This window comes from Cognatundibacterium squillarum (assembly GCF_014652435.1).
GTDB classification, from domain to species: Bacteria; Pseudomonadota; Gammaproteobacteria; order Burkholderiales; family Burkholderiaceae_D; genus Undibacterium; species Undibacterium squillarum.
Map to the genome: position 1 here is coordinate 43,682 of NZ_BMYU01000006.1, position 24,242 is coordinate 67,923.

Annotated in this window: 21 protein-coding genes and 1 pseudogene; 14 read left to right on the forward strand and 8 right to left on the reverse strand. The window is 54.0% G+C overall.

The annotated features are described in order from the left end of the window. Window positions 1–97: 97 nt before the first annotated feature. From purH to tyrS, 6 genes are all read right to left on the reverse strand, one after another. Window positions 98–1,663, reverse strand: coding sequence for a bifunctional phosphoribosylaminoimidazolecarboxamide formyltransferase/IMP cyclohydrolase (purH, locus tag IE092_RS12495; RefSeq protein WP_189357529.1), 1,566 nt, complete (start codon window positions 1,661–1,663; stop codon window positions 98–100). Between the two features lie 46 nt (window positions 1,664–1,709). Next, window positions 1,710–1,943, reverse strand: coding sequence for a Fis family transcriptional regulator (locus IE092_RS12500; protein WP_189357530.1), 234 nt, complete (start codon window positions 1,941–1,943; stop codon window positions 1,710–1,712). 90 nt (window positions 1,944–2,033) lie between these two features. Next, window positions 2,034–3,044, reverse strand: a complete 1,011-nt coding sequence (gene dusB, locus IE092_RS12505; RefSeq protein ID WP_189357531.1) for a tRNA dihydrouridine synthase DusB — start codon at window positions 3,042–3,044, stop codon at window positions 2,034–2,036. A 144-nt stretch (window positions 3,045–3,188) separates the two neighbouring features. After that, window positions 3,189–3,845: a histidine phosphatase family protein gene (locus tag IE092_RS12510; protein ID WP_189357532.1), complete on the reverse strand. Its 657-nt coding sequence runs from the start codon at window positions 3,843–3,845 to the stop codon at window positions 3,189–3,191. Window position 3,846: 1 nt separating this feature from the next. Beyond that, window positions 3,847–4,299 (reverse strand): D-aminoacyl-tRNA deacylase, encoded by a 453-nt coding sequence (gene dtd, locus IE092_RS12515; protein WP_189357533.1) that lies wholly within the window; start codon window positions 4,297–4,299, stop codon window positions 3,847–3,849. Then, window positions 4,296–5,552 carry a tyrosine--tRNA ligase gene (gene tyrS, locus IE092_RS12520; protein WP_189357534.1) on the reverse strand — a complete coding sequence of 419 codons (1,257 nt, stop codon included), beginning with the start codon at window positions 5,550–5,552 and terminating at the stop codon, window positions 4,296–4,298. The genes dtd and tyrS overlap by 4 nt, the downstream gene beginning before the upstream one ends. Window positions 5,553–5,768: 216 nt before the next feature. Between tyrS and IE092_RS12525 the strand changes: the two genes are divergently transcribed. The 5 genes from IE092_RS12525 to IE092_RS12545 all read left to right on the forward strand — a co-directional run bounded on the left by IE092_RS12525 (window position 5,769) and on the right by IE092_RS12545 (window position 12,099). Continuing rightward, on the forward strand, window positions 5,769–7,136 hold the full coding sequence (locus tag IE092_RS12525; RefSeq protein WP_189357535.1) for a M23 family metallopeptidase: 1,368 nt from the start codon (window positions 5,769–5,771) through the stop codon (window positions 7,134–7,136). Between the two features lie 93 nt (window positions 7,137–7,229). Continuing rightward, window positions 7,230–8,354 (forward strand): anhydro-N-acetylmuramic acid kinase, encoded by a 1,125-nt coding sequence (locus IE092_RS12530; protein WP_268249279.1) that lies wholly within the window; start codon window positions 7,230–7,232, stop codon window positions 8,352–8,354. Between the two features lie 34 nt (window positions 8,355–8,388). Beyond that, the gene (locus IE092_RS12535; RefSeq protein WP_189357536.1) at window positions 8,389–9,045 is read left to right on the forward strand and encodes a DsbA family protein; all 657 of its coding nucleotides are present in this window, start codon (window positions 8,389–8,391) and stop codon (window positions 9,043–9,045) included. A 187-nt stretch (window positions 9,046–9,232) separates the two neighbouring features. Then, entirely contained in the window at window positions 9,233–9,613 is a 381-nt protein-coding gene (locus tag IE092_RS12540; RefSeq protein WP_189357537.1) for a hypothetical protein, read from the forward strand. Window positions 9,614–9,705: 92 nt separating this feature from the next. Further along, window positions 9,706–12,099, forward strand: coding sequence for a putative bifunctional diguanylate cyclase/phosphodiesterase (locus IE092_RS12545; RefSeq protein WP_189357538.1), 2,394 nt, complete (start codon window positions 9,706–9,708; stop codon window positions 12,097–12,099). Here the strand turns inward: IE092_RS12545 and IE092_RS12550 are convergent. Further along, window positions 12,053–12,949, reverse strand: a complete 897-nt coding sequence (locus IE092_RS12550; RefSeq protein WP_189357539.1) for a LysR substrate-binding domain-containing protein — start codon at window positions 12,947–12,949, stop codon at window positions 12,053–12,055. The genes IE092_RS12545 and IE092_RS12550 overlap by 47 nt on opposite strands. Before the next feature lie 155 nt (window positions 12,950–13,104). Here IE092_RS12550 and IE092_RS12555 point away from each other — a divergent pair, with 155 nt between their 5' ends. After that, on the forward strand, window positions 13,105–13,656 hold the full coding sequence (locus tag IE092_RS12555) for a cob(I)yrinic acid a,c-diamide adenosyltransferase (protein ID WP_189357540.1): 552 nt from the start codon (window positions 13,105–13,107) through the stop codon (window positions 13,654–13,656). A 25-nt stretch (window positions 13,657–13,681) separates the two neighbouring features. On the opposite strand, the gene IE092_RS12560 is transcribed toward IE092_RS12555, so the two are convergent. Continuing rightward, window positions 13,682–14,182, reverse strand: a complete 501-nt coding sequence (locus IE092_RS12560) for a DciA family protein (protein ID WP_189357541.1) — start codon at window positions 14,180–14,182, stop codon at window positions 13,682–13,684. A 59-nt stretch (window positions 14,183–14,241) separates the two neighbouring features. Between IE092_RS12560 and IE092_RS12565 the strand changes: the two genes are divergently transcribed. The 8 genes and pseudogenes from IE092_RS12565 (at window position 14,242) to IE092_RS12600 (ending at window position 24,218) form a co-directional block, all read left to right on the forward strand. After that, the gene (locus IE092_RS12565; protein ID WP_189357542.1) at window positions 14,242–15,183 is read left to right on the forward strand and encodes a M23 family metallopeptidase; all 942 of its coding nucleotides are present in this window, start codon (window positions 14,242–14,244) and stop codon (window positions 15,181–15,183) included. Window positions 15,184–15,368: 185 nt separating this feature from the next. Continuing rightward, on the forward strand, window positions 15,369–18,128 hold the full coding sequence (secA, locus tag IE092_RS12570; RefSeq protein ID WP_189357543.1) for a preprotein translocase subunit SecA: 2,760 nt from the start codon (window positions 15,369–15,371) through the stop codon (window positions 18,126–18,128). A 168-nt stretch (window positions 18,129–18,296) separates the two neighbouring features. Next, window positions 18,297–19,535 carry a bifunctional glutamate N-acetyltransferase/amino-acid acetyltransferase ArgJ gene (argJ, locus tag IE092_RS12575; protein ID WP_189357544.1) on the forward strand — a complete coding sequence of 413 codons (1,239 nt, stop codon included), beginning with the start codon at window positions 18,297–18,299 and terminating at the stop codon, window positions 19,533–19,535. A 2-nt stretch (window positions 19,536–19,537) separates the two neighbouring features. Next, complete coding sequence (locus tag IE092_RS12580; RefSeq protein ID WP_444545933.1) at window positions 19,538–20,440, forward strand: ATP-binding protein; 903 nt, start codon at window positions 19,538–19,540, stop codon at window positions 20,438–20,440. Then, on the forward strand, window positions 20,415–20,843 hold the full coding sequence (locus IE092_RS12585; protein ID WP_189357545.1) for an NUDIX domain-containing protein: 429 nt from the start codon (window positions 20,415–20,417) through the stop codon (window positions 20,841–20,843). Before IE092_RS12580 ends, IE092_RS12585 begins: the two co-directional genes overlap by 26 nt. Window positions 20,844–21,217: 374 nt before the next feature. Continuing rightward, window positions 21,218–22,345, forward strand: coding sequence for an alanine racemase (gene alr / locus IE092_RS12590; protein WP_189357546.1), 1,128 nt, complete (start codon window positions 21,218–21,220; stop codon window positions 22,343–22,345). Continuing rightward, window positions 22,345–23,661: pseudogene (locus tag IE092_RS12595) on the forward strand (D-amino acid dehydrogenase); the annotation flags it as partial. The gene alr and the pseudogene IE092_RS12595, both read left to right, overlap by 1 nt. Further along, window positions 23,658–24,218: a helix-turn-helix domain-containing protein gene (locus IE092_RS12600; protein ID WP_189357548.1), complete on the forward strand. Its 561-nt coding sequence runs from the start codon at window positions 23,658–23,660 to the stop codon at window positions 24,216–24,218. The pseudogene IE092_RS12595 and the gene IE092_RS12600, both read left to right, overlap by 4 nt. Window positions 24,219–24,242 lie beyond the last annotated feature (24 nt).

Below are 24,242 nucleotides of genomic sequence, written 5' to 3' on the forward strand. Positions count from 1 at the left end.
ATCCTGAAAAGTAAAAGGCCAGTATAAGCGATTCAACGCAGATACTGGCCTGATAAGGACGGCGCAACGCTGTCAGCAGCGCTGCGCTGTGCCCGGATTAGTGACGGAAATGACGTGTGCCGGTGAACACCATCACCACACCGCGTTCGTTAGCGGCATCGATTACTTCCTGATCGCGCATAGAACCACCAGGATGAATCACGCAGGTAGCGCCTGCATCCACCACCACATCCAGACCGTCACGGAACGGGAAGAATGCGTCGGATGCCACAGCGGAGCCGGACAGCGTCAGGCCGGCATTCTGTGCTTTGATCGAAGCGATGCGTGCGGAGTCAATACGGCTCATCTGACCTGCGCCGACGCCCAATGTCATACCGTTGCCGCAGAACACGATTGCATTCGATTTCACGAATTTCGCGACGCGCCATGCAAACATCATGTCCGCCATTTGTTGCGGAGTTGGCTGCAGGTTGGAAACGACACGCAGTTCTTCCGGCATCACGTTTTTGGAATCGGAAGACTGCACCAACAAGCCGCCGCCGACACGTTTTACGTCATATGCGTTGATACCGTTGCCCAGCGGGATTTCCAGCAGGCGCACATTTTGTTTCGCGGCGAAGATCGCTTTCGCATCAGCGGTGAAGGACGGCGCGATCAGCACTTCCACGAATTGTTTGGCGACGGCTTCTGCCGCTTGTGCATCCAGTTCACAGTTGAAGGCGATGATGCCGCCGAAGGCGGAGGTCGGATCGGTCTGGAAGGCTTTGCTGTACGCATCCAGTGCGGAAACACCGGTCGCTACGCCGCAAGGATTGGCGTGTTTGATGATGACGCAGGCTTTGTCTGCGAATGATTTTACGCATTCCCATGCTGCATCTGCATCAGCGATATTGTTGTAAGACAGTTCTTTACCCTGCAGCTGTGTGTAGCTGGCCAGTGCGCCGGCAGCCGGTGCCAGATCGCGGTAGAACGCTGCGGACTGGTGCGGATTTTCACCGTAACGCATGTCCTGCACTTTATCGAAATGCAGATTCAGTGTTTGCGGATAAGCGCTGCGGGTTGTGTGTTGCTTGTCTTCGCCCAGGCTGGTCAGGTAATTGGTGATCGCACCGTCGTATTGTGCGGTGTGCGCGAACACTTTTTTTGCCAGTGTGAAATTGGTTTCGTAGCTGACCTTGTTGCCATTCGCTTTCATTTCAGTCAGTACGCGGCTGTAATCGGCCGGATCGACAATCACAGTCACATCTTTGTGATTTTTAGCGGAAGAGCGCAGCATGGTCGGGCCGCCGATGTCGATGTTTTCAATCGCATCTTCCAGCGAGCATTCTGCTTTCGCCACGGTTTGCTGGAACGGATACAGATTCACCACCACCATGTCGATGGTCGGAATCTGGTGCTGTTCCAGGGCTGCCACGTGTTCCGGCAGATCACGGCGTGCCAGAATGCCGCCGTGCACTTTCGGATGCAGGGTTTTGACGCGGCCATCCAGCATTTCAGGGAAGCCGGTGTAATCCGCGACTTCTGTCACTGGCAGGCCGTTGTCAGCCAGCAATTTTGCCGTACCGCCGGTAGAGAGCAGTTTGACACCGAGTGCAGACAATTCACGTGCAAATTCCAGAACACCGGTTTTATCGGAGACGGAGATAAGAGCTTGTTTGATCATGTTGACTATGAAAGGTTAAGAAAATCGGTGTCAGACTGCATCAGCCTTATAACAAACCGTGCTGCTGCAGTTTTTTGCGCAGGGTGTTACGGTTAATACCCAACATATCTGCTGCCTGAGACTGGTTGCTGGCAGCGCGGCTCATGACCATTTCGAGCATGGGTTTTTCCACAGCATGCACCACCATATCGTAGATATTGGATGCAGGTTGCTCTCCCAGGTCGCGGAAATATTTTTCCAGGTTTTTATGGACGGCCTCTTGGATACTATCTTTGCTCATGCTTTTGTTGATATTCAGTTCGTTTATGCCGTACAGCGTGTTGCAAAAAACAGAGAATGGCGTGCGCTTCTTCTGTCTGCATTGTTTGCATCAGGCTGCCATTTGTTCTTCAAAGGGGCGGTATTGTAACCGCTCCCCGCTCATGCAATCAAAAAAATGACGCACAGCATTCAGTTGTTCCCCGCAATCGGTCAGCGTATTCATGTGCTGGCGGAAACTTTCACCGCCAACCAGATCCTGCACATACCAGCCTATGTGTTTGCGCGCAGTGCGCACACCCAGATATTCTCCGTAAAACGCATAGTGGGCTTGTAAATGGTGTTCCATTAAAGCTTTGACTTCACGGATTTCCGGCGGCGGCAAATGTTCGCCGGTCGCCAGAAAGTGCGCGATTTCGCGGAAAATCCACGGACGGCCCTGCGCGGCGCGGCCGATCATAATCGCATCAGCGCCGGTATAAGCGAGGACATCGCGGGCTTTTTCCGGTGTGGTGATATCGCCGTTAGCAACCACAGGAATACTGACCGCTGCTTTTACGGCGGCAATCGTGTCGTATTCGGCTTCGCCTTTGTAGCCGTCAGCCCGGGTGCGGCCGTGCAGCGTCAGCATTTGTATGCCGGCAGCTTCAGCCATTTTTGCGATGGTCAGTGCATTTTTATTCGCACGGTCCCAGCCGGTACGGAACTTCAGCGTGACCGGAATATCGACTGCGCGCACCACCGCATCCAGAATCTGGCCAACCAGCTGTTCATGTTGCAGCAGTGCGGAACCACACCATGCGTTGCAGACTTTCTTCACCGGGCAACCCATGTTGATATCAATAATCTGGGCACCTTTGTCGGCGTTATAACGTGCGCAATCTGCCAGCATGACCGGATCAGCACCGGCGATCTGTACTGCACGCGGTTCCATCTCGCCGTCATGGTTAAGGCGGCGCGAAGTTTTTTCGGTTTGCCACAAACGCGGATCAGATGCTGCCATTTCGGATACTGCATAACCGGCACCGAGTTCTTTACAGAGCTGACGGAAAGGACGGTCCGTGACACCTGCCATCGGTGCGACAAACAAATTATTGCGTAAGACGTGTGGACCGATCTGCACGATGAGTAGATGTAGGAAACAGATTGAAAAGGGACGCCATTGTACACGAGCTCTGCTTAAATAATAAGCAGGCTGGAAGCGAAAAATGTCAGGATATTTTGGCTGTATGCCCTTGACAGAGTGCGTCTGACAAGGGCTGCTGGATCAGCGGTCGGGAGCCAGTTCATCCATCGCATCGGCATCCAGATGCGCGATATCGCCCCATTGCATCAGTTGCAAGACATCGCCATGCAGCGTGAAGCGGTTGATACTGGCGTTATAAATGGTCACTTCGCGCGGTGCCGACAACGGCAGTTGCTTTGCTTCGCGGTAGGCACATTCGAGCACGCCGCCGTGCGCTACTACAGCGATTTTCTGACCGGCATGCCGTTTCGCGTAAAAACGCAGATTGCTGATCACGCGCGCGTGAAACTGACGCACGCTTTCGCCCTGACGTTCGCCGGGCGGGAACACAAAATCCGGGTCGCCGGATTTCCAGCTGATATAGGCTTCCGGATGTAAATGTGGCAAGTCGCTGTACAACTGGCCTTCAAACGCGCCAAAGCAGCGTTCGCGGAAACCGGCTTCCAGCCTTGTGCTGACACCCTGCAAGCGGGCGATTTCACCGGCAGTCTGAATCGCACGCTGCAAATCACTGGCGTACACCGCATCCAGTTTTTCATTCGACAAAGCATAGGCCAGCGCCTTCGCCTGACGGCGGCCTTCCGCATTCAGCGGAATATCGGTATGTCCCTGCAAGCGGCGTAACGCATTCCATGGTGTTTCGCCATGGCGTATCAGCAGAATTTCAGTGCTTTCCATCTCAGTTGCCGTTCTTACGTGTTTGCAGCCAGAAAGTTACCGGACCGTCATTGGTCAGCGACACTTTCATATCCGCGCCGAACTGACCACTGGCAACGACAGGATGCAGTTTGCGCGCCTGTTCCAATGCATAGTGGAATAAGCGACGCGCATCATCCGGTGCGGCTGCTGGTGTGAATGACGGACGGGTGCCGGAGTTTGTATCGGCAGCCAGTGTGAATTGCGGCACCAGCAACAAACCGCCGCCGGTATCTTTCAGGCTGCGGTTCATTTTGCCGGCCTCATCGCTAAACACGCGGTAACTGAGCAATTTGTTCAGTAACTGATCGGCTTCTTTCTCGGTATCGCCGCGCTCGGCGCACAGCAACACCAGCAAACCGGCATCAATCGCACCGATAGTCTGACCGTCAACCACGACACTGCCGTGGCTGACACGTTGTAACAGCGCGATCATGCGGTCAGGGTCACGCGGGCGAACTTACGTCTGCCGACTTGCAGAACGAAAGTACCGGCTTCCAGCTTCAGACCTTTGTCAGAAATCACAGTGCCGTCGATACGTACACCGCCCTGATCAATCATGCGGTTTGCCTCGGATGTGGATGCACACAGATTCGCCTGCTTCAGTAAATGACCGATACCGGCCGGTGCGCCGCTCAGTGTGACTTCGGCGATATCGTCCGGAATACCGCCTTTGGAACGGGTAACGAAATCCTGCAGTGCAGATTCTGCCGCTGCCTGATCATGGAAGCGCGCAACGATTTCCTGTGCCAGTGCCACTTTGATATCGCGCGGATTCTGGCCTTCAGCCACTGCCTTGCGGAATGCGGCGATTTGTTCGATCGAGCAGAACGACAACAGGTCATAGTATTTCCACATCATTTCATCGGAAATACTCATGACTTTAGCGAACATGGTGTTTGCAGGTTCGGTGATCGCAATGTAATTGTTTTTCGACTTGGACATTTTTTCCACGCCGTCCAGACCTTCCAGCAAAGGCATGGTCAGAATACATTGCGGTTCCTGTCCGTAATCTTTCTGCAATTCACGACCGACCAGCAGATTGAATTTCTGGTCAGTACCGCCGAGTTCCAGATCGGATTTCAGTGCGACGGAATCGTAACCCTGCATCAGCGGATACAGGAATTCATGCACGGAAATCGGGGTGCCGGCTTTGAAGCGTTTTGTGAAATCATCACGCTCCATCATACGTGCCACGGTGTATTTGGAGGACAACTGAATCATGCCGCGTGCGCCGAGCGGATCGCACCATTCGGAGTTGTAGCGGATTTCAGTTTTTGCCGCATCCAGTACCAGACTGGCTTGCTTGAAGTAAGTCTGTGCGTTGGCTTCGATTTGTTCGCGTGTCAGTGGCGGACGAGTCGCATTACGGCCGGACGGATCACCGATCATAGATGTGAAGTCGCCGATCAGGAAAATGACCGTGTGGCCGAGATCCTGCAACTGACGCATTTTGTTCAGTACCACGGTGTGGCCCAGATGCAGATCCGGTGCTGTGGGGTCCAGGCCTAATTTAATACGCAGCGGCACGCCGGTTTTTTCGCTGCGTGCCAGTTTTTGCGCAAATTCGGATTCGATGAGTAATTCGTCAACGCCACGCTTGGTGACGGCCAGCGCATGCTGAACAGCGTCAGACAATGGCAGCAGGGCGGATTCTTTGGAAGCAGATTGTTGATCAGAAGTTGTCATAGTCTTACATCGTCTTTTTGTAACAGCACTGGTCAGAAAGCTTGATCTGCCTCCATAATCAGCACTTTGTCAGATTCGGGGTCGTTTTGTGTGGCCGGGAGCACATCAGCTTGCTTTATAATGCCGGTTCTCTGACCGGTGCATGACTGAGTACAGTTCCGTTGCCGGTATCCTGACCTTGTGTTTTTCGTTAAACAGTCAATTTTAACTTATTGCATGCGTCCTACAGATAAATTACTTCGTTTGATTGCCAGCATCCGACTGTTCACCGGTTCTTCCCGTGTTTCCCGTATTGCAACGTTCAGTGCGCTGGGCCTCGCTGTATGCGCTGTTGGCGCAACCGCTGTTGTGCCGCTGGCGCCGGATGCCGCTGATATCCCTTCCCGTCGTGTGACCGAACAACTGGAACTGCCACCGCTGGAAGACCAGCTGGCAGAAATTGCGAAACAGTCGCACCAGTATGTTCGTGAAGAAACCATACGCCGCGGCGATACCATGAGTGGCCTATTATTGCGTCTGGGTGTGGAAGACAGTGCAGCCGATAAATTCATGAAAACCGATCCGGTAGCGCGCGAGCTGATGCAGTTACGTGCCGACAAAACCGTTCGCGTGAAAACCAATGATGACGGCGATCTGGAATGGCTGCAAAGCACACTCAGCAGCGGTGATGGCAAAACCGTCCGCAATCTGGAAGTGCGTCGTCAGCCGGATGGCAGCTTTGTCGCAACTGATAACACCGCGAATCTGGAGCGCCGTATCGAAATGGCAGCGGGCAATATCCGTTCCTCGCTGTTTGCAGCGACCGATGAAGCCCACATTTCCGATGCGATTTCCTCGCAAATCGTCGCCATGTTTGAAACCAATATTGATTTCCGCCGCCTGCAGCGTGGCGATAAATTCAATGTGGTGTATGAGAGCTTCTGGCAAAACGGGCAGCTGGTGCGCACCGGTCGTGTACTGGCTGGTGAATTCACCAATGCAGGTAAAACCTTCCAGTCTGTCTGGTTTGATGAGGGCGCAGGGCAGGGCGGTTATTACAGCTTTGACGGTCGTTCCCTGAAAAAAGCCTTCCTGAAATCGCCGCTGGAATTTACCCGTGTGTCTTCCGGTTTTTCGATGCGCGTGCATCCGATTTCCGGTCAGTGGAAGCAGCATAAAGGTGTGGATTTCGCCGCTGCATCTGGCACACCGATTCGCGCTACTGCAGACGGTACGATTGATTCCGTCGGCCCTAGCGGTGGCTACGGTAATCTGGTGGTGGTCAAACATTATTCCGGTTACAGCACTGCCTACGCGCACATGAGCCGTTTCGCCGCAGGTCTGCGTAAGGGTGCACGTGTTTCGCAGGGTGAAGTGATTGGTTATGTCGGTTCCACCGGCTGGTCCACCGGTCCGCATCTGCACTATGAATTCCGTGTCAACAATGAACCGCGTGATCCGCTGACCGCCGTTGTGCCGGAAGCGCCTGCGCTGGCTTCATCGGATATGCCGCGCTTTAAGTCTATGGTGGCAGACATGAATCACCGTTTCGTGCTGATGCGCCCTGAGCGTCAGGCCGAAATCATGAAACTGGCATCGCGCTGATCCGACGATGCTGAAAAACAGGCCGGACGTTCGCGTCCGGCTTTTTTTATCGCTGAACCTGTCTTTGCACGGTATCAGCAGGAGATTGAATCTGTGAGATCAGTAAAACCGGAAGTGTCCGTCTGTATCGGTCTGATGTCCGGCACCAGTATGGATGGTGTGGATGGTGTGGTCGCCGACTTTTCTGAAATCAGTGCCGGTAAAGTCCGTATTCTTGGTGCAGCCCATACGCCATTTCCTGAGGATTTGCGGAATGCTGCGGCGGCGTTGCAGCAAAGCGGGCCGGATGAAATTCACCGTGAAGCCTTGTTGTCACAACGACTGGCGCAAGTGTATGCCGACTGCGTGGCGCAGTTGCGGCCTCTGGCAGACGAGGTGCGTGCGGTTGGCGTACACGGACAAACGATACGGCACCGGCCGGAACTCGGCTATACCCGTCAGACCAATCATCCGGCCTTGCTGGCGGAATTATGCGGACTGGATGTGATTGCGGATTTCCGCAGCCGGGATGTTGCTGCCGGCGGGCAGGGAGCGCCGCTGGTACCGGCGTTTCATATGGCGATGTTCGGATCGGCAACAGAAACCCGGGTGCTGGCGAATATCGGCGGTATCAGCAACATCAGCATTCTGCCGCCGGATGGTGCGGTGCGCGGTTTTGATACCGGCCCCGGCAATGTACTGATGGATGGCTGGGCGCAATTGCATTGCGGAACGCCCTACGACGAGAACGGACGCTTTGCCGCATCCGGTCAGGTGAATGCGGCCTTGCTGGACAGTCTGATGCGGGAAGCGTTTTTGCAATTGCCAGCGCCGAAAAGCACAGGCCGCGATTTATTTCATTTGCCTTGGCTGCAGCAGCATCTGCAAAATCTGCCGGCAATTGCTGCAGCTGATGTGCAGGCAACGCTGTGCGCCTATACGGCACGCACGCTGGCGCAGGCGATTGCCACATCGGCACCGCAGGCAGATGCGGTGTTTGTTTGCGGTGGCGGCGCGTACAACGCGGAACTGATGCGAAGACTGGCAGCCGAGCTGGCTGCTGCCGGTTGCGCTGCGCGCCTCAGTCAGACAGCGGAACTGGGCGTGGTGCCGGAGCAGGTCGAGGCGCTGGCTTTTGCCTGGCTGGCTTACCACTTTTGTGAGGGGTTACCGGGCAATCTGCCAGCCGTCACCGGTGCCGCCGGAACCCGGATTCTGGGTGCGTGGTATCCTGCCTGACGTTTGATGAAGCCCGATCTGTAAAGGAAAAAATATGGCAGTGCAACTTTTGTATATCGCAGACCCGATGTGTTCATGGTGCTATGGCTTCGGCCCGCAGCTCACGCAATTGCTGGCGGCCATGCCGGACGCAAAACTGGATATTCTGTGCGGCGGTCTGCGTCCGGATGAAACCGAAGCGGTCAGCGATGAGATGCGCAAGATGATCCTCGGACACTGGGACCGTGTCGCGGAAGTCAGCGGTCTGCCGTTTGACCGCGAAGCGATGTCGCGTCCGGGCTGGGTGTACTGCACCGAACCGGCCAGCCGCGCCATGGTCAGCGTCAAGTTGCTGGCTGAGCATCTGCCTGGCGAAAAACGTCTGCATGTATTCCACGCCTTGCAATCCGCGTTCTACCGCGACGGGCTGGATGTGACGAATGAACAGGTGCTGGCCGAAGTGCTGACTGCCGCACTGAACGCCGTCGATGGTGCCGACAGTTACGATGCCGCCAGTCTGCTGGAAACCCTGCAGTCAGCCGATGCGCATCAGTGCACCCGTGAAGAGTTTGCGCTGTGCCAGCAATGGGGTGTGCGCTCCTTCCCGGCTTTGCTGATGGTGCATGACAACAACCTGCATATGCTCAGCTCCGGCTACGCCACCACAGAACAGTTGCAAAGCCAGATTGCCCGCGTACTGCAGGCAGGCTGAAGGATTTCTCAGGGGCAATGACGCTGCCCCTGTTTTGCTTCGAAATCCCCTCCGAAACCCTTCAAATGCGGCTTTCGGCACAGCATGTCCCGCTTGCCCGCAGAAACACTGGGCCTCCGCAAAAAGTGATGACGATAGTTGCACAGGAGGATGGTGCAGGCGGGTCTGCTGTCCTGTGTTTGCCGTCATGTTTGAAGGCATCGGCTACGGAAATATGCCTGAAACCCGCAAAAATGCCCTGAAATGCGGTGTTCTGCACAGTCTGCAGCGGACGTCCGCAGAAACAGTGGTTCTCAGTAACAATGCAAGACGAATCTTGCATACTCCCGGTCTTTTTCCTATCGTTTGTGAGTCTGGGTTGCTTAACAGTTGGCCTGTTTTTTTATCTGCTCATCGGTCACTGTGCTCCGGTCTTACCATGTATGCCGAGCGCCGTTTGCTGAATCTTTTTCGCTATGCGGAAAGCAAGGCTGAGAACTTGCCTCGACTGTTGTGTGTGCAGAAACAGGATGCGGGGTTTCCCGTATTTTTTGCTGACTTCACTGTGAAAATGAAAATGTTGGTATAAGATTCATCCAGTGTTTTGCATTTTTCACCACCCGGTAATCCGATTTACTCGCCCGCTGCATCGCCTTGCAGATTTTTTGATCCGGACGGCAAATGCGCTTCTTTCAGCAATTACGTCAGAAGTACCTGATTTCCCGCACTGCAGATATCGACATGCTGCACTGGCGGGAGCAGATTCTTTCATCCATTTTATTTGTCGCGCTGGGACTGGGAACCGCAACAGCGATCCCCAGCATTCTGCTCGCGATCAGGGATGAGCTGTGGTCCATCGTGGTGGTGGATACGCTGGCCGTGATCTGGGTTGCCGCCATGCTCTGGATGCCGGGCTGGTCTTTCCGTATGCGGGCAAATCAGTTCCTGTTGCTGATTTACAGTCTGGGTGCATGGTTCCTGTTTAAGATCGGTTCCACCGGACTGATTTACCTGATGGCAGTGCCGGTATTCGCCGCATTTCTGTACAGTCTGCAGGAAGCTGTGCGCGCGCTGCTGCTGTCATCCGCGACCTTGTTTCTGGTCGGTTATTTTTTCGATGCGCCTTTGCATGTCGACAGTTTTCAGCTGTCGCTGTTTTTGCGCTGGGTCATTATTACCCTGAACTTCACCTTCATTGCTGCTGTGCTGTCAGTCAGTTGTAATGTGCTGCTGTACCGGCTCGAACACTCGCTGGAGCGCCAGCAAACGATCGCCAATTCTCTGAAACTCGGTCAGGAATCACTGAAAGCCGCCAACGAAGAATTGCGTCTGACCGTCGCTGCGGTGTCGCGCCTGAACGATATCGTCCTGATTATCGAAGTCAGTAAAGATGAAGCCCAGCGCAGTCATTTGCACATCGTGTTTGTGAACGAAGCCTTCGAACGCCTGACCGGTTACAGTCGTGACGAAGTGATCGGCAGAATGCCACATTTCCTGAGTGGCCCGCGCACCCAGCAGCAGGAGCTGGACAGGATTGCCACAGCACTGCGCAAAATTGAGCCTGTGCATGTGGAACTGATTTCGTACACACGCTCCGGCAGCGAATTCTGGATGGAAGCTGATGTGATTCCGCTGGCAAACGAAGAGGGCATCTATACGCACTGGGTCGCGACCGGACGGGATATCAGCGAGCGTAAAAAATCCGAAGAACACATACATCGCCTCGCCTATTTTGACTTGCTGACCGGATTGCCGAACCGGCGCTTGCTGCAGGATCGTTTATCCGTACTCTTGTCGTCATCACGTATTACCGGTTTGTTCAGTGCTGTGCTGTATCTCGATCTGGATAATTTCAAGCTGGTCAATGATGCCCGCGGACATGCGACCGGCGACGCATTGCTGCTGCAAGTCATGCAGCGGTTGCAGGCGCTGCTCGGCGAAGACGATACGCTGGCGCGTGTCGGTGGCGATGAATTTGTGGTTGTGCTGCCCGCTTTGTCTGATTCCGGTGTGCAGGCGGTACACAGTGCGATGGACACGGCGGAGCGTTTGCGAACAGCAATGACCAAAATGTTTGATGTCGATGGCTTGCTGTACAGTGCTACCTGCAGTATCGGTGTCACGATTTTGCCGCGTGCCGATCAGAAACCGGATGACTTGCTGCGCGAAGCCGACACCGCCATGTACCGCGCTAAGGAAGGTGGTCGCAATCAGGTGATGTTGTACGAGACCGGTATGCAGTCGGAAATTGTGCGCCGCCTTGCGATGGAACGTGATTTGCGCGATGCGATAGAGCAGGAGCAATTGCAAATGTATATTCAGCCGCAGGTAGACCGCTTCGGTAAACCGGTTGGCGGCGAGTTGCTGATGCGCTGGCAGCATCCGCAGCGCGGCATGGTATCACCGGCGATTTTTATTCCGCTGGCGGAAGAGTCCGGCATGATCATCCGGCTTGGTGACTGGGTATTACGTCAGGGTTGTATGGCAGTCTGTGCTTTGCAGGCAGCCGGTATTCCGATGTCTGTTTCTATCAATGTCAGCCCTAAACAATTCCGTCAGGCGGATTTTGTCGATAAAGTCAAAATCGCACTGGTCGATACCGGTGCCGATCCCGCCTTGCTGATTCTGGAGGTCACAGAAGGCTTGCTGATCGATAATCTGCACGACACGATTGCACGGATGCTGGAGCTGACTGCACTCGGTATCCGTTTCTCGATTGATGATTTCGGTACTGGTTATTCGAGCTTCTCGTACCTGAAACGCTTGCCGCTGTATGAATTGAAAATTGATAAAAGTTTCGTGCAGGATACGCCGCAGGATGCCAATGGTACGGCGATCGTCCAGTCGATTTTATCGATGGCACAGCATCTTGGTTTGCGCGTTGTGGCCGAAGGTGTGGAAACGCGGGCGCAGGCAGAATTTCTGATCGAAAACGGCTGCCATTCTATGCAGGGCTTTTTATTTGCCCGGCCTTTACCTTTGCAGGACTGGGTGACTCAGCAGACAGCGGCCACCCGTGAAGACAGCGTCAGACGATTGCCGGAGAGCGGAACGCTGACAGCATCCACTGAATAAAGGTTTCCACTTCCGGACGCAGACTCGGCATGGCTTCGTGGACCAGATAATACGCATGCGGCGGTGAGGCAACCTGCGCATCAAATAAACGCACCACATCACCGCGTTCTATCATTTCCTGTGCAAAGTGCTGGCGCGTTAAGCCGACACCATGTCCGTGCTTCACGGCTTCCAGCAACAAACCCAGATCATCGATGCGCAAGCCGCTGACCGGTTCCGCCCAGTCCAGTCCGGCTACTTCAAACCATGGTTGCCACGGTTCCAGTGCGGAACGCAACAGACGTGCATGGCGCAGGTCTTCCGGTTTTTTCAGAGGCGCAATTGCGCGCAGATAATCCGGACTGGCAACTGCGAAACTCGGTTCGACAAATAATTTGCGCGTGACCAGATTCGGATATTCGCCGGCGCCAAAGCGGATTTCCACATCACTCTCTGACAAGCTCAGGTCGTACAGCGGTACGAACAAATACACTTCGATATCAATTTCCGGATGCCGCGCGTAAAACTCGGCCAGGCGCGGCATAAACATGTAGCGGGCAAACGTCGGTGGCAAGGTCACTTTGACCCGCATTTGCTGCTGGCTGCTGCGTCCGGGCAAAGGGAAATCCGATAATGTGCGCAGCGCCGCACGTACCACATCCAGATAACGGCGCCCGAATTCTGTCAGCGCAACGCTGCGGCCTTCGCGCAAAAATACACGCTCGCCCAGATGCTCTTCCAGCAAGCGTATGCGGTGCGACAATGCGGAGGGGGTAATGCACAGTTCTTCTGCCGCGACAGCAAAAGAACCAAAGCGTGCTGCTGCTTCAAAAGCGGTCAGTGCATGCACCGGTGGAAGTCGTGTTGCCATTCTGCATCCTGAATTAAATTGCGTCGTTGCGGCAGGCATCAGCCCGCGGTCAATGCCCGTTCGCTGTGCACTGTGAAAATCAAAACATTCTATTATGATGCGTTCCGCACCGTTTTGGCTTATCCTCTGTGGCCTCTGACCAAATTTCATTCGTTATGGGCAACAGACTTTCAAAAATTGCGACACGTACCGGTGATGCCGGTACCACCGGACTCGGCGATGGCAGCCGGGTAGATAAAGATGCACTGCGCGTACATGCGATGGGTGATGTCGATGAACTGAACTCCCAGATCGGCGTGTTGTTATGCGAAGACTTACCGCAAGCCATGCGGGAGGAATTGATTTCTATTCAGCATGACTTGTTCGATCTTGGCGGCGAACTCTGCATTCCGGGATTTCAGCTGATCACCGAGGCACAGGTCAGCCGTCTGGACAGTCTGCTCGAAAAATACAATGCGGATTTGCCACCATTGAAAGACTTCATTTTGCCGGGCGGCTCCCGTGCCGCAGCCATCGCCCACGTTTGCCGTACAGTTTGCCGTCGTGCGGAACGTGCAATTGTCAGCGTTGGTAAAGCAGAAGCACTGAATGATGCGCCGCGTCAGTACATGAATCGTTTATCGGATTTACTGTTCGTGCTGTCACGGGTACTGAACCGCTATGCTGGTGGACAGGATGTGTTGTGGCAAAAGGAACGCGTGCGCTGATCCGGCGGACTGAAGCGTCCGCGTTTCAGTCTTTACGGTGACGAGACAACAAGCGCGCCAGTGCGTCGCGTAAACCCGCATTCTGAGGATGCGGGTCCAGCGTTTGTTCCAGACTGGCAAATGCCCGCAGTGCAGAATCAGACATCGCGATCTGTTTGGGCGGCGCTTCTTTTTCCACCTTGCTTGTTACTTGTACTTTAATTTTGATTGCGTTAATCTGCCAGCCGCCTTCCAGCAGACCATTCTGCAGAGTCGGCAGGTTTTGTTTGAGACGTGCAGCCAGCGCAGCATTCGGTACAGCCACCGTGAGCTGACCATCCTGTAACTGCAGGACTTCAGCATACTCAAACATACGCGGCATCAAGCGCTGGCATTCTCTTTGCAAGTGCAGACGCCGCCGCACTGCAGGCAGCAGTGAAGAGATCTGATCATTCAGACGCAGGAAATCCGAGGCGCCGCTGGTCTGTGCGACCGGTTTGCCGCGTTTGATATAACTGCGGAAGCTTGGAGCAGGTGGGGTAGACATAGCCCGCACCTTACCATAAAGCCTGCCGCAATTCAGCATTCCACATCTGGGGAAACTCGATGCAAATTATCATCATGCACTCCCGCTTCACGCAGGCCAGGTCGCTGACGCTGGGGACGCCGCATATCGTTGTTGCCGTACTTGCTTTTGTACTTCTGACTTTGTTAACGGGTGTACTGATGGCGGCGCTCAGCATGCGGCTCGCCAGCGCAGATGTGCCATTGTTCCGCAGTTTGTTGCCTTTACCTGCTGCGATGGCCAGTGATGCCGGCGGTAAAGACCGCTACTTACAGGAAAATTTGTCAGCAATGGCCGCCAAACTCGGTGAGATGGAGGCGCACCTGATTCGTCTGGATGCGCTGGGAGAGCGGGTGCAGGGACTGGCCGGCATCAAGCCGGAAGAGTTTCAGTTCCGTGAAGCGCCGGGGCGTGGCGGACCGGAAATCAGTCACGCACCCTCATCTGAGCTGAATATAGAACAGGTGCAGGAATTGCTGAAAAAACTGGGGCAGGATATTGAGCACCGCAGCGACTATATGAATGCGGTTGAAACCCAGCTGATGGCATTTAAACTGCAGTCTAAATTGCTGCCGACAACGCCGCCGGTGAATGTCGCGTACAACGCGTCCGGATTCGGATGGCGTTCCGACCCGTTCTCCGGCCGCAGTGCTTTCCATGAAGGCATTGATTTTTCTGCGCCTACCGGAACGCCGATTGTTGCTGCCGCAGGCGGTGTGGTGATTGCTTCTGAATACCATCCGCAATTCGGCAATATGATAGAAATCGATCATGGCGGCGATCTGATTACACGCTATGCACACAGCTCCAAAGTCTATGTGAAGCTCGGTGATATCGTGCAACGCGGACAACATATTGCCGATATCGGCTCTACCGGGCGCTCCACCGGTGCGCATTTGCATTTTGAAGTCCGGGTGCGCGATGTTCCGCAAAACCCGCATAAATTCCTTTCTTCCGGCATAAAACCGAATCAGGGACGCTGATAACGGATAAACGGGACTTGTGTTTAGGAAAAACGACGCCAACTGTCTGCGACAGATCGGCATTTCCCCGGAATTCTCTGGTCAAGTCCCGCCTGCGTGGTAAAATCAAGAGTTAATCTTTTTTGTTGTCGCGAAGACAATTTTATGTCGCGGCGTTTTTCAGAATTTCATTTTTCGTATCCAGCATGTCATTCCTGACCAAGATATTCGGCAGCCGTAACCAGCGGCTCTTGAAGCAGTACCAAAAAACCGTGCGTCAGATCAACGCACTGGAACCACAAATGGAAGCCTTGTCGGATACGGCATTGCAGGCAAAAACGGCGGAATTCAAAGCGCGTTTTGCCAAAGGTGAAACACTCGACAGTCTGCTGCCGGAAGCCTTTGCCGTTTGCCGCGAAGCCAGTAAGCGCGTGCACAAAATGCGTCACTTCGACGTTCAGCTGATCGGCGGTATGGTGCTGCATTACGGCAAAATTGCTGAAATGCGTACCGGTGAAGGTAAAACCCTGATGGCAACACTGGCTGCTTACCTGAATGCGCTGTCCGGCAAAGGTGTGCACGTTGTTACAGTCAATGATTATCTGGCACAGCGCGATGCGGACTCCATGGGTAAGCTGTATGGCTGGCTGGGTCTGACCACCGGTGTGATTCTGTCTCAGCAGGATCACGATGAAAAGCAACGCGCTTATCGTTCGGACATTACCTACGGTACTAACAACGAATTCGGTTTCGACTACCTGCGCGACAACATGGTATTCGAAGCGAAAGACCGCGTGCAGCGTGGTCTGAGCTTTGCGGTGGTTGACGAAGTTGACTCGATTCTGATCGATGAAGCGCGTACGCCGCTGATTATTTCCGGTCAGGCGGAAAATCATACCGAGCTGTACTACAAAATGAATGAAGTGCCGAAACTGCTGACACTGCAGATCGGTGAAGAAACGCCTGACGGAAAAGGCAAAATCGAAGTTCCGGGCGATTACACCAAAGATGAAAAATCGCATCAGGTTCTGCTGACTGAAGCAGGTCATGAGAAAGCAGAAAGTATTCTGACGGAAATGGGTCTGCTGCCGGAAGGCGCATCTCTGTATGACCCTGCGCATATCACCCTGATCCATCACCTGTACGCTGCATTGCGCGCACACGCGCTGTACTTCAAAGACCAGCACTACGTTGTGAACGACGGCGAGATCGTGATCGTTGATGAATTCACCGGTCGTATGATGGTTGGTCGTCGCTGGTCTGATGGCTTGCATCAGGCAGTGGAAGCGAAAGAAGGCGTCCGCATTCAGAACGAAAACCAGACGCTGGCATCGATCACTTTCCAGAATTATTTCCGTATGTACAGCAAGCTGTCCGGCATGACCGGTACTGCTGATACAGAAGCCTATGAATTCCAGGAAATTTACGCGCTGGAAACAGTGGTTATCCCACCGAATCGTCCTTCTCAGCGCGTCGATCGTCACGATCAGGTATATAAAACTGCGCAGGAAAAATATAACGCGATCGTGCTGGATATCCAGGATTGCCACAAACGCGGCCAGCCAGTGCTGGTGGGTACCACCTCGATCGAAAACTCGGAGCTGTTGTCTTCGATTCTGAGTAAAGCGAATCTGCCGCATAACGTGCTGAATGCAAAACAGCATGCCCGCGAAGCAGAAATTATTGCGCAGGCAGGTCGTCCGGGTGCAGTGACAATTGCCACCAATATGGCAGGTCGCGGTACGGATATCGTGCTCGGCGGTAATGTTGAAAAACAAATTCAGCTGATTGATGCGAATAACGAGATTTCTGAAGCTGACAAGGCAGCGCAGGCAGATACTTTACGCAACGAATGGCAATCTCTGCACGATCAGGTTGTTGCCGCAGGCGGCTTGCATATCATCGGTACCGAGCGCCATGAATCCCGTCGTGTAGATAATCAGTTGCGCGGTCGTTCCGGCCGTCAGGGCGATCCGGGTTCCAGCCGCTTCTACCTGTCGCTGGATGATCCATTGCTCCGTATTTTTGCCGGCGACCGTATCCGTGCGATCATGGATCGCCTGAAAATGCCGGAAGGTGAGCCGATTGAAGCCGGTATGGTGACACGCTCGCTGGAAACTGCGCAGCGTAAAGTTGAGGCACGTAACTTCGATATTCGTAAGCAACTGCTCGAGTACGACGACGTTGCTAACGACCAGCGTAAAGTGATTTACCAGCAGCGTAATGAATTGCTGGAAGCCACGGATGTCACTGAACTGATGGATTCACTGCGTCATGGTGTATTCCATGATCTGGTACGCACATATGTGCCGGCAGAGTCTGTGGAAGAACAATGGGATATCCCGGCGCTGGAGCGTGTGCTGGCTGCAGACTGGAATGTCCATCTGCCGCTGACGCAAATGGTGAAAGATGAACCTAACCTCAGCGATGAAGAAATCCTTGAACGCGTGGTTGCGGAAGTGAACCGTGCGTACGAAGAAAAAGTGGCGCTGGTTGGCAAAGAAGCTTTTGGCGGCTTTGAGCGTAATGTCATGCTGCAGAGCATCGACGTGCACTGGCGTGAACATCTGGCGGCGCTGGATCATTTGCGTCAGGGTATTCATCTGCGCGGTTACGCTCAAAAGAATCCTAAACAGGAATATAAGCGCGAAGCATTTGAGCTGTTCTCTATGATGCTGGATCAGATCAAAAATGATGTGACGCGTACCCTGGTGCTGGTCCGTATCCAGACGCCGGAAGAAGCAGTATCTGCAGAAGCACAAATGCAGCAGCCACAAGTGGAAAATGTTCACTATCGCCATGATGCATTTGATGAAAATGCAACGCCTGAGCAAATGCTGGCGCCGGAGCCAGTCGCGATGGGTGGTGATGCAGAAATCAGCTGGGGCCTGAAGGTTGGTCGTAATGATCCTTGCCCTTGCGGCAGTGGCATGAAATTCAAGCAGTGTCACGGCAAACTGGCGTAAGCAATACCAGATGGCGATGGTAAAACCAGCAGCCATCAGTGATATCAGTGATGAAAACAGGACAGCAATGCTGTCCTGTTTTTTTATGAATCAGGACATGCGGATTTCTCGTCTGCACTGCACAAATATCCTACAATGGCGGCTTAATTTGAACGCAAGGAAACGACCATGGCTGTGAATTCTCCTATCCCTGTCGCAAGTGATCTGAAACCGGTGGCAGGCATTCGTCTCGGACACGCTGAAGCTGGCATCCGTAAGGCAAATCGTAAAGACGTGTTAGTCATGGAACTGGCGCCGACAGCCACCGTTGCCGGCGTGTTCACCACTAACCGTTTTTGCGCCGCACCGGTGCAAGTCTGTAAAGCGCATCTGGAAAGCAGCAATATGCAGGCTGGTCCGATTCGCGCACTGGTTGTGAATACCGGTAATGCGAATGCGGGTACGGGCGATGCCGGTCTGGCGAATGCAAATAAAACCTGTGAAGCACTGGCTGCGTTACTGGGTTGTGACGCTTCCCAGATTCTGCCGTTTTCTACCGGTGTGATTCTGGAGCCGTTGCCAGTAGATCGTCTGATCGCCGGTTTGCCACAGGCAATTGCGAATCTGCAGGAAGATAACTGGTTTGCCGCTGCAGAATCGATTATGACAACCGATACGCAGCCGAAAGCGGCATCCGCGAGCATTGTAATCGGCGGTAAAACCGTGCAAATGACCGGTATCTCTAAAGGTGCCGGCATGATCAAGCCGAATATGGCAACGATGCTGGGTTATCTGGCGATGGATGCGCGCATTGCACAACCGGTGCTGGACCATCTGGTAAAACGTACCGCAGACAAGTCGTTTAACTGCATCACGATTGACGGTGATACCTCGACCAATGATTCGTTTATGCTGATTGCCACCGGTGCCGGTTCACTGGAAATCAATGAAATTGATACACCGGAATACGCGGAACTGGAAACAGCAGTCATCGCGCTGGCGCAAAAGCTGGCACATATGATTATTCGTGACGGTGAGGGCGCAACCAAATTCATTACGGTCGCCGTCGAAGAGGGCAGCAGCGTCGAAGAATGCCGCAAAATTGCTTACTCTATCGCGCATTCACCGCTGGTGAAAACAGCCTTCTTTGCCTCCGATCCTAACCTCGGCCGTATTCTGGCAGCGATTGGTTATGCAGGTGTGGATGATCTGGATGTCAGCAAACTCAATCTGTATCTGGATGATGTCTGGGTTGCCCGTAACGGTGGCCGTCATCCTGATTACAAAGAGGAAGACGGTCAGCGCGTGATGAAGCAGAGCGAAATCACCATTCGCGTCCGTCTGGCACGCGGCAATGCGGAAGCGACGGTCTGGACTTGTGATCTGTCGCACGACTACGTTTCGATCAACGCAGACTATCGTTCCTGATGATGAGTTCTGCCGCAATGGAACACTTGCTGGCGCGTGCTGAGCGCGTGCTGGCAAGGCTGGAAGCTGTCTTGCCGGCGGCATCTGCTGCGCCGGACTGGGATGCAGGTATCGCATTCCGCTGGCGCAAACGCAGTGGTGCCGGTTTTCTGCAGGTGGTGCGCCATACGGCAAATATTGGTTTGCCGGACCTGCATCACATTGGTCCGCAAAAAGAGCAGATCGAACGGAATACCCGTCAGTTCGTACACGGTGCACCGGCAAACAATGTGTTGCTGACCGGCGCGCGCGGCACAGGTAAATCTTCACTGATCAAAGCTTGTCTGACCGAATTTGCTGCGCAAGGGTTACGCCTGATCGAAGTAGATAAAGCAGATCTGGCTGACTTACCGGATATCGTGGAACTGGTCGCCACACGTCATGAACGTTTCATTATTTTCTGTGATGATTTGTCGTTCGAGGAAGGTGAGGCGGGTTACAAGGCGCTGAAAGTTGCGCTGGATGGCAGTATTGCTGCCGCCAGTGACAATGTGCTGATTTACGCCACGTCGAACCGTCGGCATCTGTTGCCTGAAAAAATGTCGGATAACGCCAGTTACCGCCATACCGAAGACGGTGATCTGCATCCTGGCGAAACGGTTGAAGAGAAAATCTCGTTATCTGAACGCTTTGGTTTATGGATTTCGTTTTATCCGTTCGGGCAGGATGACTACCTCGGCATCGTTGCGCACTGGTTGCGCAGCTTTGGCTGTGATGAGGCGCAGATTGCGGATGCACGACAGGAGGCATTACGCTGGGCTTTACAGAGAGGCTCACGATCCGGTCGTGTAGCATGGCAGTTTGCGAAAGACTATGCAGGACAATGGAAGGAGCGTGACCATGTCGGAAATAGCAAGTCTGAATAAGCGTCCGATTGATGTCGCAGTCGGGATTCTGATGCAAGCGGATGGCGATGTGCTGATGGCACAGCGTCCGTCCGGCAAGCCGTACGAAGGTTACTGGGAATTTCCGGGCGGGAAAGTGGAAGCTGGCGAAGATGTGCTGGCTGCGCTGAAACGGGAATTTCTGGAAGAGCTGGGCGTACGTATTCTTGAAGCAGAACCCTGGGTTGGCGTCGAGCATGTGTATCCGCATGCGCATGTACGGCTGCATTTTTATATTTGCCGTCGCTGGGAAGGCGAGCCGCAAAGTCTCGAAGGTCAGGCATTTGCATGGCAGGGCAAGGTTGCCGTAGAGCCTGTATTACCTGCCACCATTCCCTTACTGGAAGATCTGGGATTATTGCAGGCTGACCGCATCGCTGCCTGAATCCTTGCACTACACTGAAAGCCACCGCCAGCCTTGCTGCCGGTGGCTTTGTCACATTCACGCAACCACTGCGTAGTTTCACTTATTGCTGCCGCCTGTCGCTTCCTGCGAATATCCTTATGCTTAATTTACTGAAGTGTATTTTTTTTAGTACAGTGTATTTATTTGTGTACACTGTTATGTAATGTGTACGCTTCAGAGAGAAAAGCCACAGAATATGAAAGCCGGATGAGGTGGGGTGTACAGAAATTTGTACAGTCAGAATTCGCCGGTTTTTTCATTCTGCGCTAAGTGTTTGAATTTTATTGATCTTTTTTGAGTGGCATACACATTGCTATCAGAGGGCTATTTCTCTGGCGATGGAGTGCTGAATAATGCAAGTAAATACCGGACGGGCTGGTGCGATACTGCGGATCGATCTGCAGGCACTGAGAGCCAATTATCAGATACTGAAAACGCAACTGGGATCAGCGGCCTGCGGTGCAGCTGTGAAAGCGGATGCGTACGGCCTCGGCGCTGCAGAAGCAGCGCCGGCATTGTATCTGGAAGGCTGTCGTCACTTTTTCGTTGCACATCTGGAAGAGGGCATTGTCTTGCGCCCGCTGCTGCCGGCGGATGCGATGATTATCGTGATGCACGGCTCACCAGTCGGCTGTGAAGCAGATTTGCTGTCGAATGGACTGACACCAGTGCTGAACAGTCTGCAGCAGATTGCGGCCTGGAATGCTCTGGCAACTGACAAACAAACCCGCCTTCCGGCATTTGTGCAGTTTGATACCGGCATGGCGCGTATGGGTTTGTCACCCGCAGAAGTCGATGTACTGCGGGCCGATCCACAGCGTTTTGCGGCGATTGATGTGCTGTATGTGATGAGTCATCTGGTCAGCGCAGAAGATCAGATGAATCCGGTCAATCGTGAACAGCTCGAAAAATTCCGTGCATTACGCGCGCTGTTTCCGGCAGCAAAAGCAACGCTGGCCAATTCTTCCGGTATTTTTCTGGGCAAGGATTTTCACTTCGATCTGGCGCGTCCGGGCGCAGCGTTGTACGGCGTGGCACCCGTAGCAGGACAAGCGAACCCTATGCGCGCAGTCGCCCACTTGCAGGGCCGCATTATTCAGACGCGCGATATTCCGGCAGATACCGGTGTCGGTTACGGCAGTACCTGGCGGAGCAGCCGTCCGTCACGTATTGCGACCGTGGCGGTCGGCTATGCCGATGGCTGGCTGCGCAGTCTCAGTAACCGTGGCACGGTGCAAATCGCAGGTCACGACGTGGCAATGGTCGGCAATGTATCCATGGATACGATCACGCTGGATGTCACAGGCTTGCCGGACGACATACTGGCGGAAGGCGCACTGGTGGATTTGCTGTCAGATCAGCTGACCGTTGATCGCGTTGCCAGTGCCGCACGCACCATAGGCTATGAAATCCTGACCAGCCTCGGACACCGTTATGCACGGGTTTACAGCGGTTCAGAACCAATCTCAAAAACAGTTTAAAAATTCAGGGACACAGGAGCAGAAAAATGAAAGTCATCGTATTAGGTTCAGGCGTTATCGGTACTGCATCCGCTTATTATCTGGCCAAGGCCGGTCACGAAGTGACAGTGATTGAGCGTCAGAGCGCACCGGCACTGGAAACCAGTTTTGCGAATGCCGGTGAAGTGTCTCCCGGCTATTCCGCACCGTGGGCTGGCCCGGGCGTGCCGCTGAAAGCGATTAAATGGCTGATGATGGAACACAGCCCGCTGGCAATCCGCCCTACGCTGGATGCGAACACATGGCGCTGGGTGTTCCAGATGCTGATGAACTGCACAACATCTGCGTATGAAGTGAATAAAGGCCGTATGCTGCGCCTCGCTGAATACAGCCGCGATGTACTGCAGCAATTGCGTGCCGATACCGGTATCAGCTATGACGAGCGCACACAGGGCACGCTGCAATTGTTCCGTAATGAAGCACAGCTGGAAGCCGCTGAAGGCGATATCGCGATTCTGAAACGCTACGATGTGCCATACGAAAAACTGGATAAAGCAGGCTGCCTGAAGGTGGAACCGGCGCTGGCCAAAGTACAGGATAAATTCGTCGGCGCGCTGCGCCTGCCGGGTGATGAAACCGGTGACTGCTTTAAATTTACCCAGAATCTGGCCAAGCTGGCGGAAGGTCTGGGCGTGAAATTCCAGTTTGGCGTACAGATTGAACGTCTGCTGTTTGAAGGCGACAAAATCACCGGCGTGAAAACATCCGCCGGTACGCTGACCGCAGACAGCTATGTGCTGGCGCTGGGCAGCTATTCGCCACTGATGCTGAAAGAGCTCGGCATCCGTATTCCTGTGTATCCGATCAAAGGCTACTCGATCACCGTACCGATCACCAATCCGGACGGTGCACCGGAATCCACGGTGATGGATGAAACCTACAAAGTAGCGATTACCCGTCTGGGCGACCGCATCCGCGTTGGCGGTACTGCAGAAATTACCGGTTATAACCTCAATTTGCGCGCCGATCGCCGTGCAACGCTTGAGTTCTCTGTCAGCGATCTGTTCCCCGCAGGCGGCGATGTGTCGAAAGCGGAATTCTGGACGGGTCTGCGTCCGATGACACCGGATGGTACGCCGGTGGTCGGCCCGACACCTTACCGTAATCTGTTCCTGAACACCGGCCACGGCACACTGGGCTGGACTATGGCCTGCGGTTCCGGCCAGTTCATTGCGGATGTGGTTTCCGGTAAGCGTCCTGCTATTTCGACTGAAGGTCTGTTTATGGACCGTTACGGCAACAACCGCCCGCTGATCCTTCCCAAGGAGTTGGCATGAGCCAGTCTGAACAACTGTTTTCAACCACGCAGGTATTTGCAGACCCTGGTCTGAATACCCGGTTTTACACTGCCGTCGAATTGCTGGCGCAGGTCATGATGGTGATGCCGCGTGCAATCACCGTGACCAGTCTGGCGGAAGCGACAGGTAAAACACCGCGCAGTATCCGTTCTATCCTGAGCATGTTAAGTCAGGACGGACTGGTCAGCCGCGACAGCAAAGACAAAGAAGCCTGGCACTGCCGGGATTGCAACGGCGTGATTACGCTGGGTGATGTCTATCGCTGTTTTGCGGAAGCGGAAGCCCGCGTGGCAATGAAAGCAGCCGGGAAAGCGCAGAAAGAGACTGCGGTTTCCGGGTTGGCAGGCGAGTCTGCCAGAAGTTCAAACCAGCAAAGTGTGGATCTGCTGATGATACAGGTCCGCATGACTCTGAACCGCGCCATGCTGCAGCAACTGGAACAGTTTGATCTGAGCCGCTTGCGCGGTCTGGCCGCGTCAACCGCCACGCGCAGCGTGCAACACCGCCTGCGCCCTTACGTGGCCGAACCTTACTGAGCTGATCCCGCTGCGGCGGGAACT

What these genes read in the sequence shown, in the direction of transcription:
- purH (WP_189357529.1), bottom strand. Translation starts at nt 1,663, where the DNA reads ATGATCAAACAAGCTCTTATCTCCGTCTCCGATAAAACCGGTGTTCTG.
- IE092_RS12500 (WP_189357530.1), bottom strand. Translation starts at nt 1,943, where the DNA reads ATGAGCAAAGATAGTATCCAAGAGGCCGTCCATAAAAACCTGGAAAAA.
- IE092_RS12510 (WP_189357532.1), bottom strand. Translation starts at nt 3,845, where the DNA reads ATGGAAAGCACTGAAATTCTGCTGATACGCCATGGCGAAACACCATGG.
- dtd (WP_189357533.1), bottom strand. Translation starts at nt 4,299, where the DNA reads ATGATCGCGCTGTTACAACGTGTCAGCCACGGCAGTGTCGTGGTTGAC.
- tyrS (WP_189357534.1), bottom strand. Translation starts at nt 5,552, where the DNA reads ATGACAACTTCTGATCAACAATCTGCTTCCAAAGAATCCGCCCTGCTG.
- IE092_RS12525 (WP_189357535.1), top strand. Translation starts at nt 5,769, where the DNA reads ATGCGTCCTACAGATAAATTACTTCGTTTGATTGCCAGCATCCGACTG.
- IE092_RS12535 (WP_189357536.1), top strand. Translation starts at nt 8,389, where the DNA reads ATGGCAGTGCAACTTTTGTATATCGCAGACCCGATGTGTTCATGGTGC.
- IE092_RS12540 (WP_189357537.1), top strand. Translation starts at nt 9,233, where the DNA reads ATGTTTGAAGGCATCGGCTACGGAAATATGCCTGAAACCCGCAAAAAT.
- IE092_RS12545 (WP_189357538.1), top strand. Translation starts at nt 9,706, where the DNA reads ATGCGCTTCTTTCAGCAATTACGTCAGAAGTACCTGATTTCCCGCACT.
- IE092_RS12550 (WP_189357539.1), bottom strand. Translation starts at nt 12,949, where the DNA reads ATGGCAACACGACTTCCACCGGTGCATGCACTGACCGCTTTTGAAGCA.
- IE092_RS12555 (WP_189357540.1), top strand. Translation starts at nt 13,105, where the DNA reads ATGGGCAACAGACTTTCAAAAATTGCGACACGTACCGGTGATGCCGGT.
- IE092_RS12560 (WP_189357541.1), bottom strand. Translation starts at nt 14,182, where the DNA reads ATGTCTACCCCACCTGCTCCAAGCTTCCGCAGTTATATCAAACGCGGC.
- IE092_RS12565 (WP_189357542.1), top strand. Translation starts at nt 14,242, where the DNA reads ATGCAAATTATCATCATGCACTCCCGCTTCACGCAGGCCAGGTCGCTG.
- secA (WP_189357543.1), top strand. Translation starts at nt 15,369, where the DNA reads ATGTCATTCCTGACCAAGATATTCGGCAGCCGTAACCAGCGGCTCTTG.
- argJ (WP_189357544.1), top strand. Translation starts at nt 18,297, where the DNA reads ATGGCTGTGAATTCTCCTATCCCTGTCGCAAGTGATCTGAAACCGGTG.
- IE092_RS12580 (WP_444545933.1), top strand. Translation starts at nt 19,538, where the DNA reads ATGAGTTCTGCCGCAATGGAACACTTGCTGGCGCGTGCTGAGCGCGTG.
- IE092_RS12585 (WP_189357545.1), top strand. Translation starts at nt 20,415, where the DNA reads ATGTCGGAAATAGCAAGTCTGAATAAGCGTCCGATTGATGTCGCAGTC.
- alr (WP_189357546.1), top strand. Translation starts at nt 21,218, where the DNA reads ATGCAAGTAAATACCGGACGGGCTGGTGCGATACTGCGGATCGATCTG.
- IE092_RS12600 (WP_189357548.1), top strand. Translation starts at nt 23,658, where the DNA reads ATGAGCCAGTCTGAACAACTGTTTTCAACCACGCAGGTATTTGCAGAC.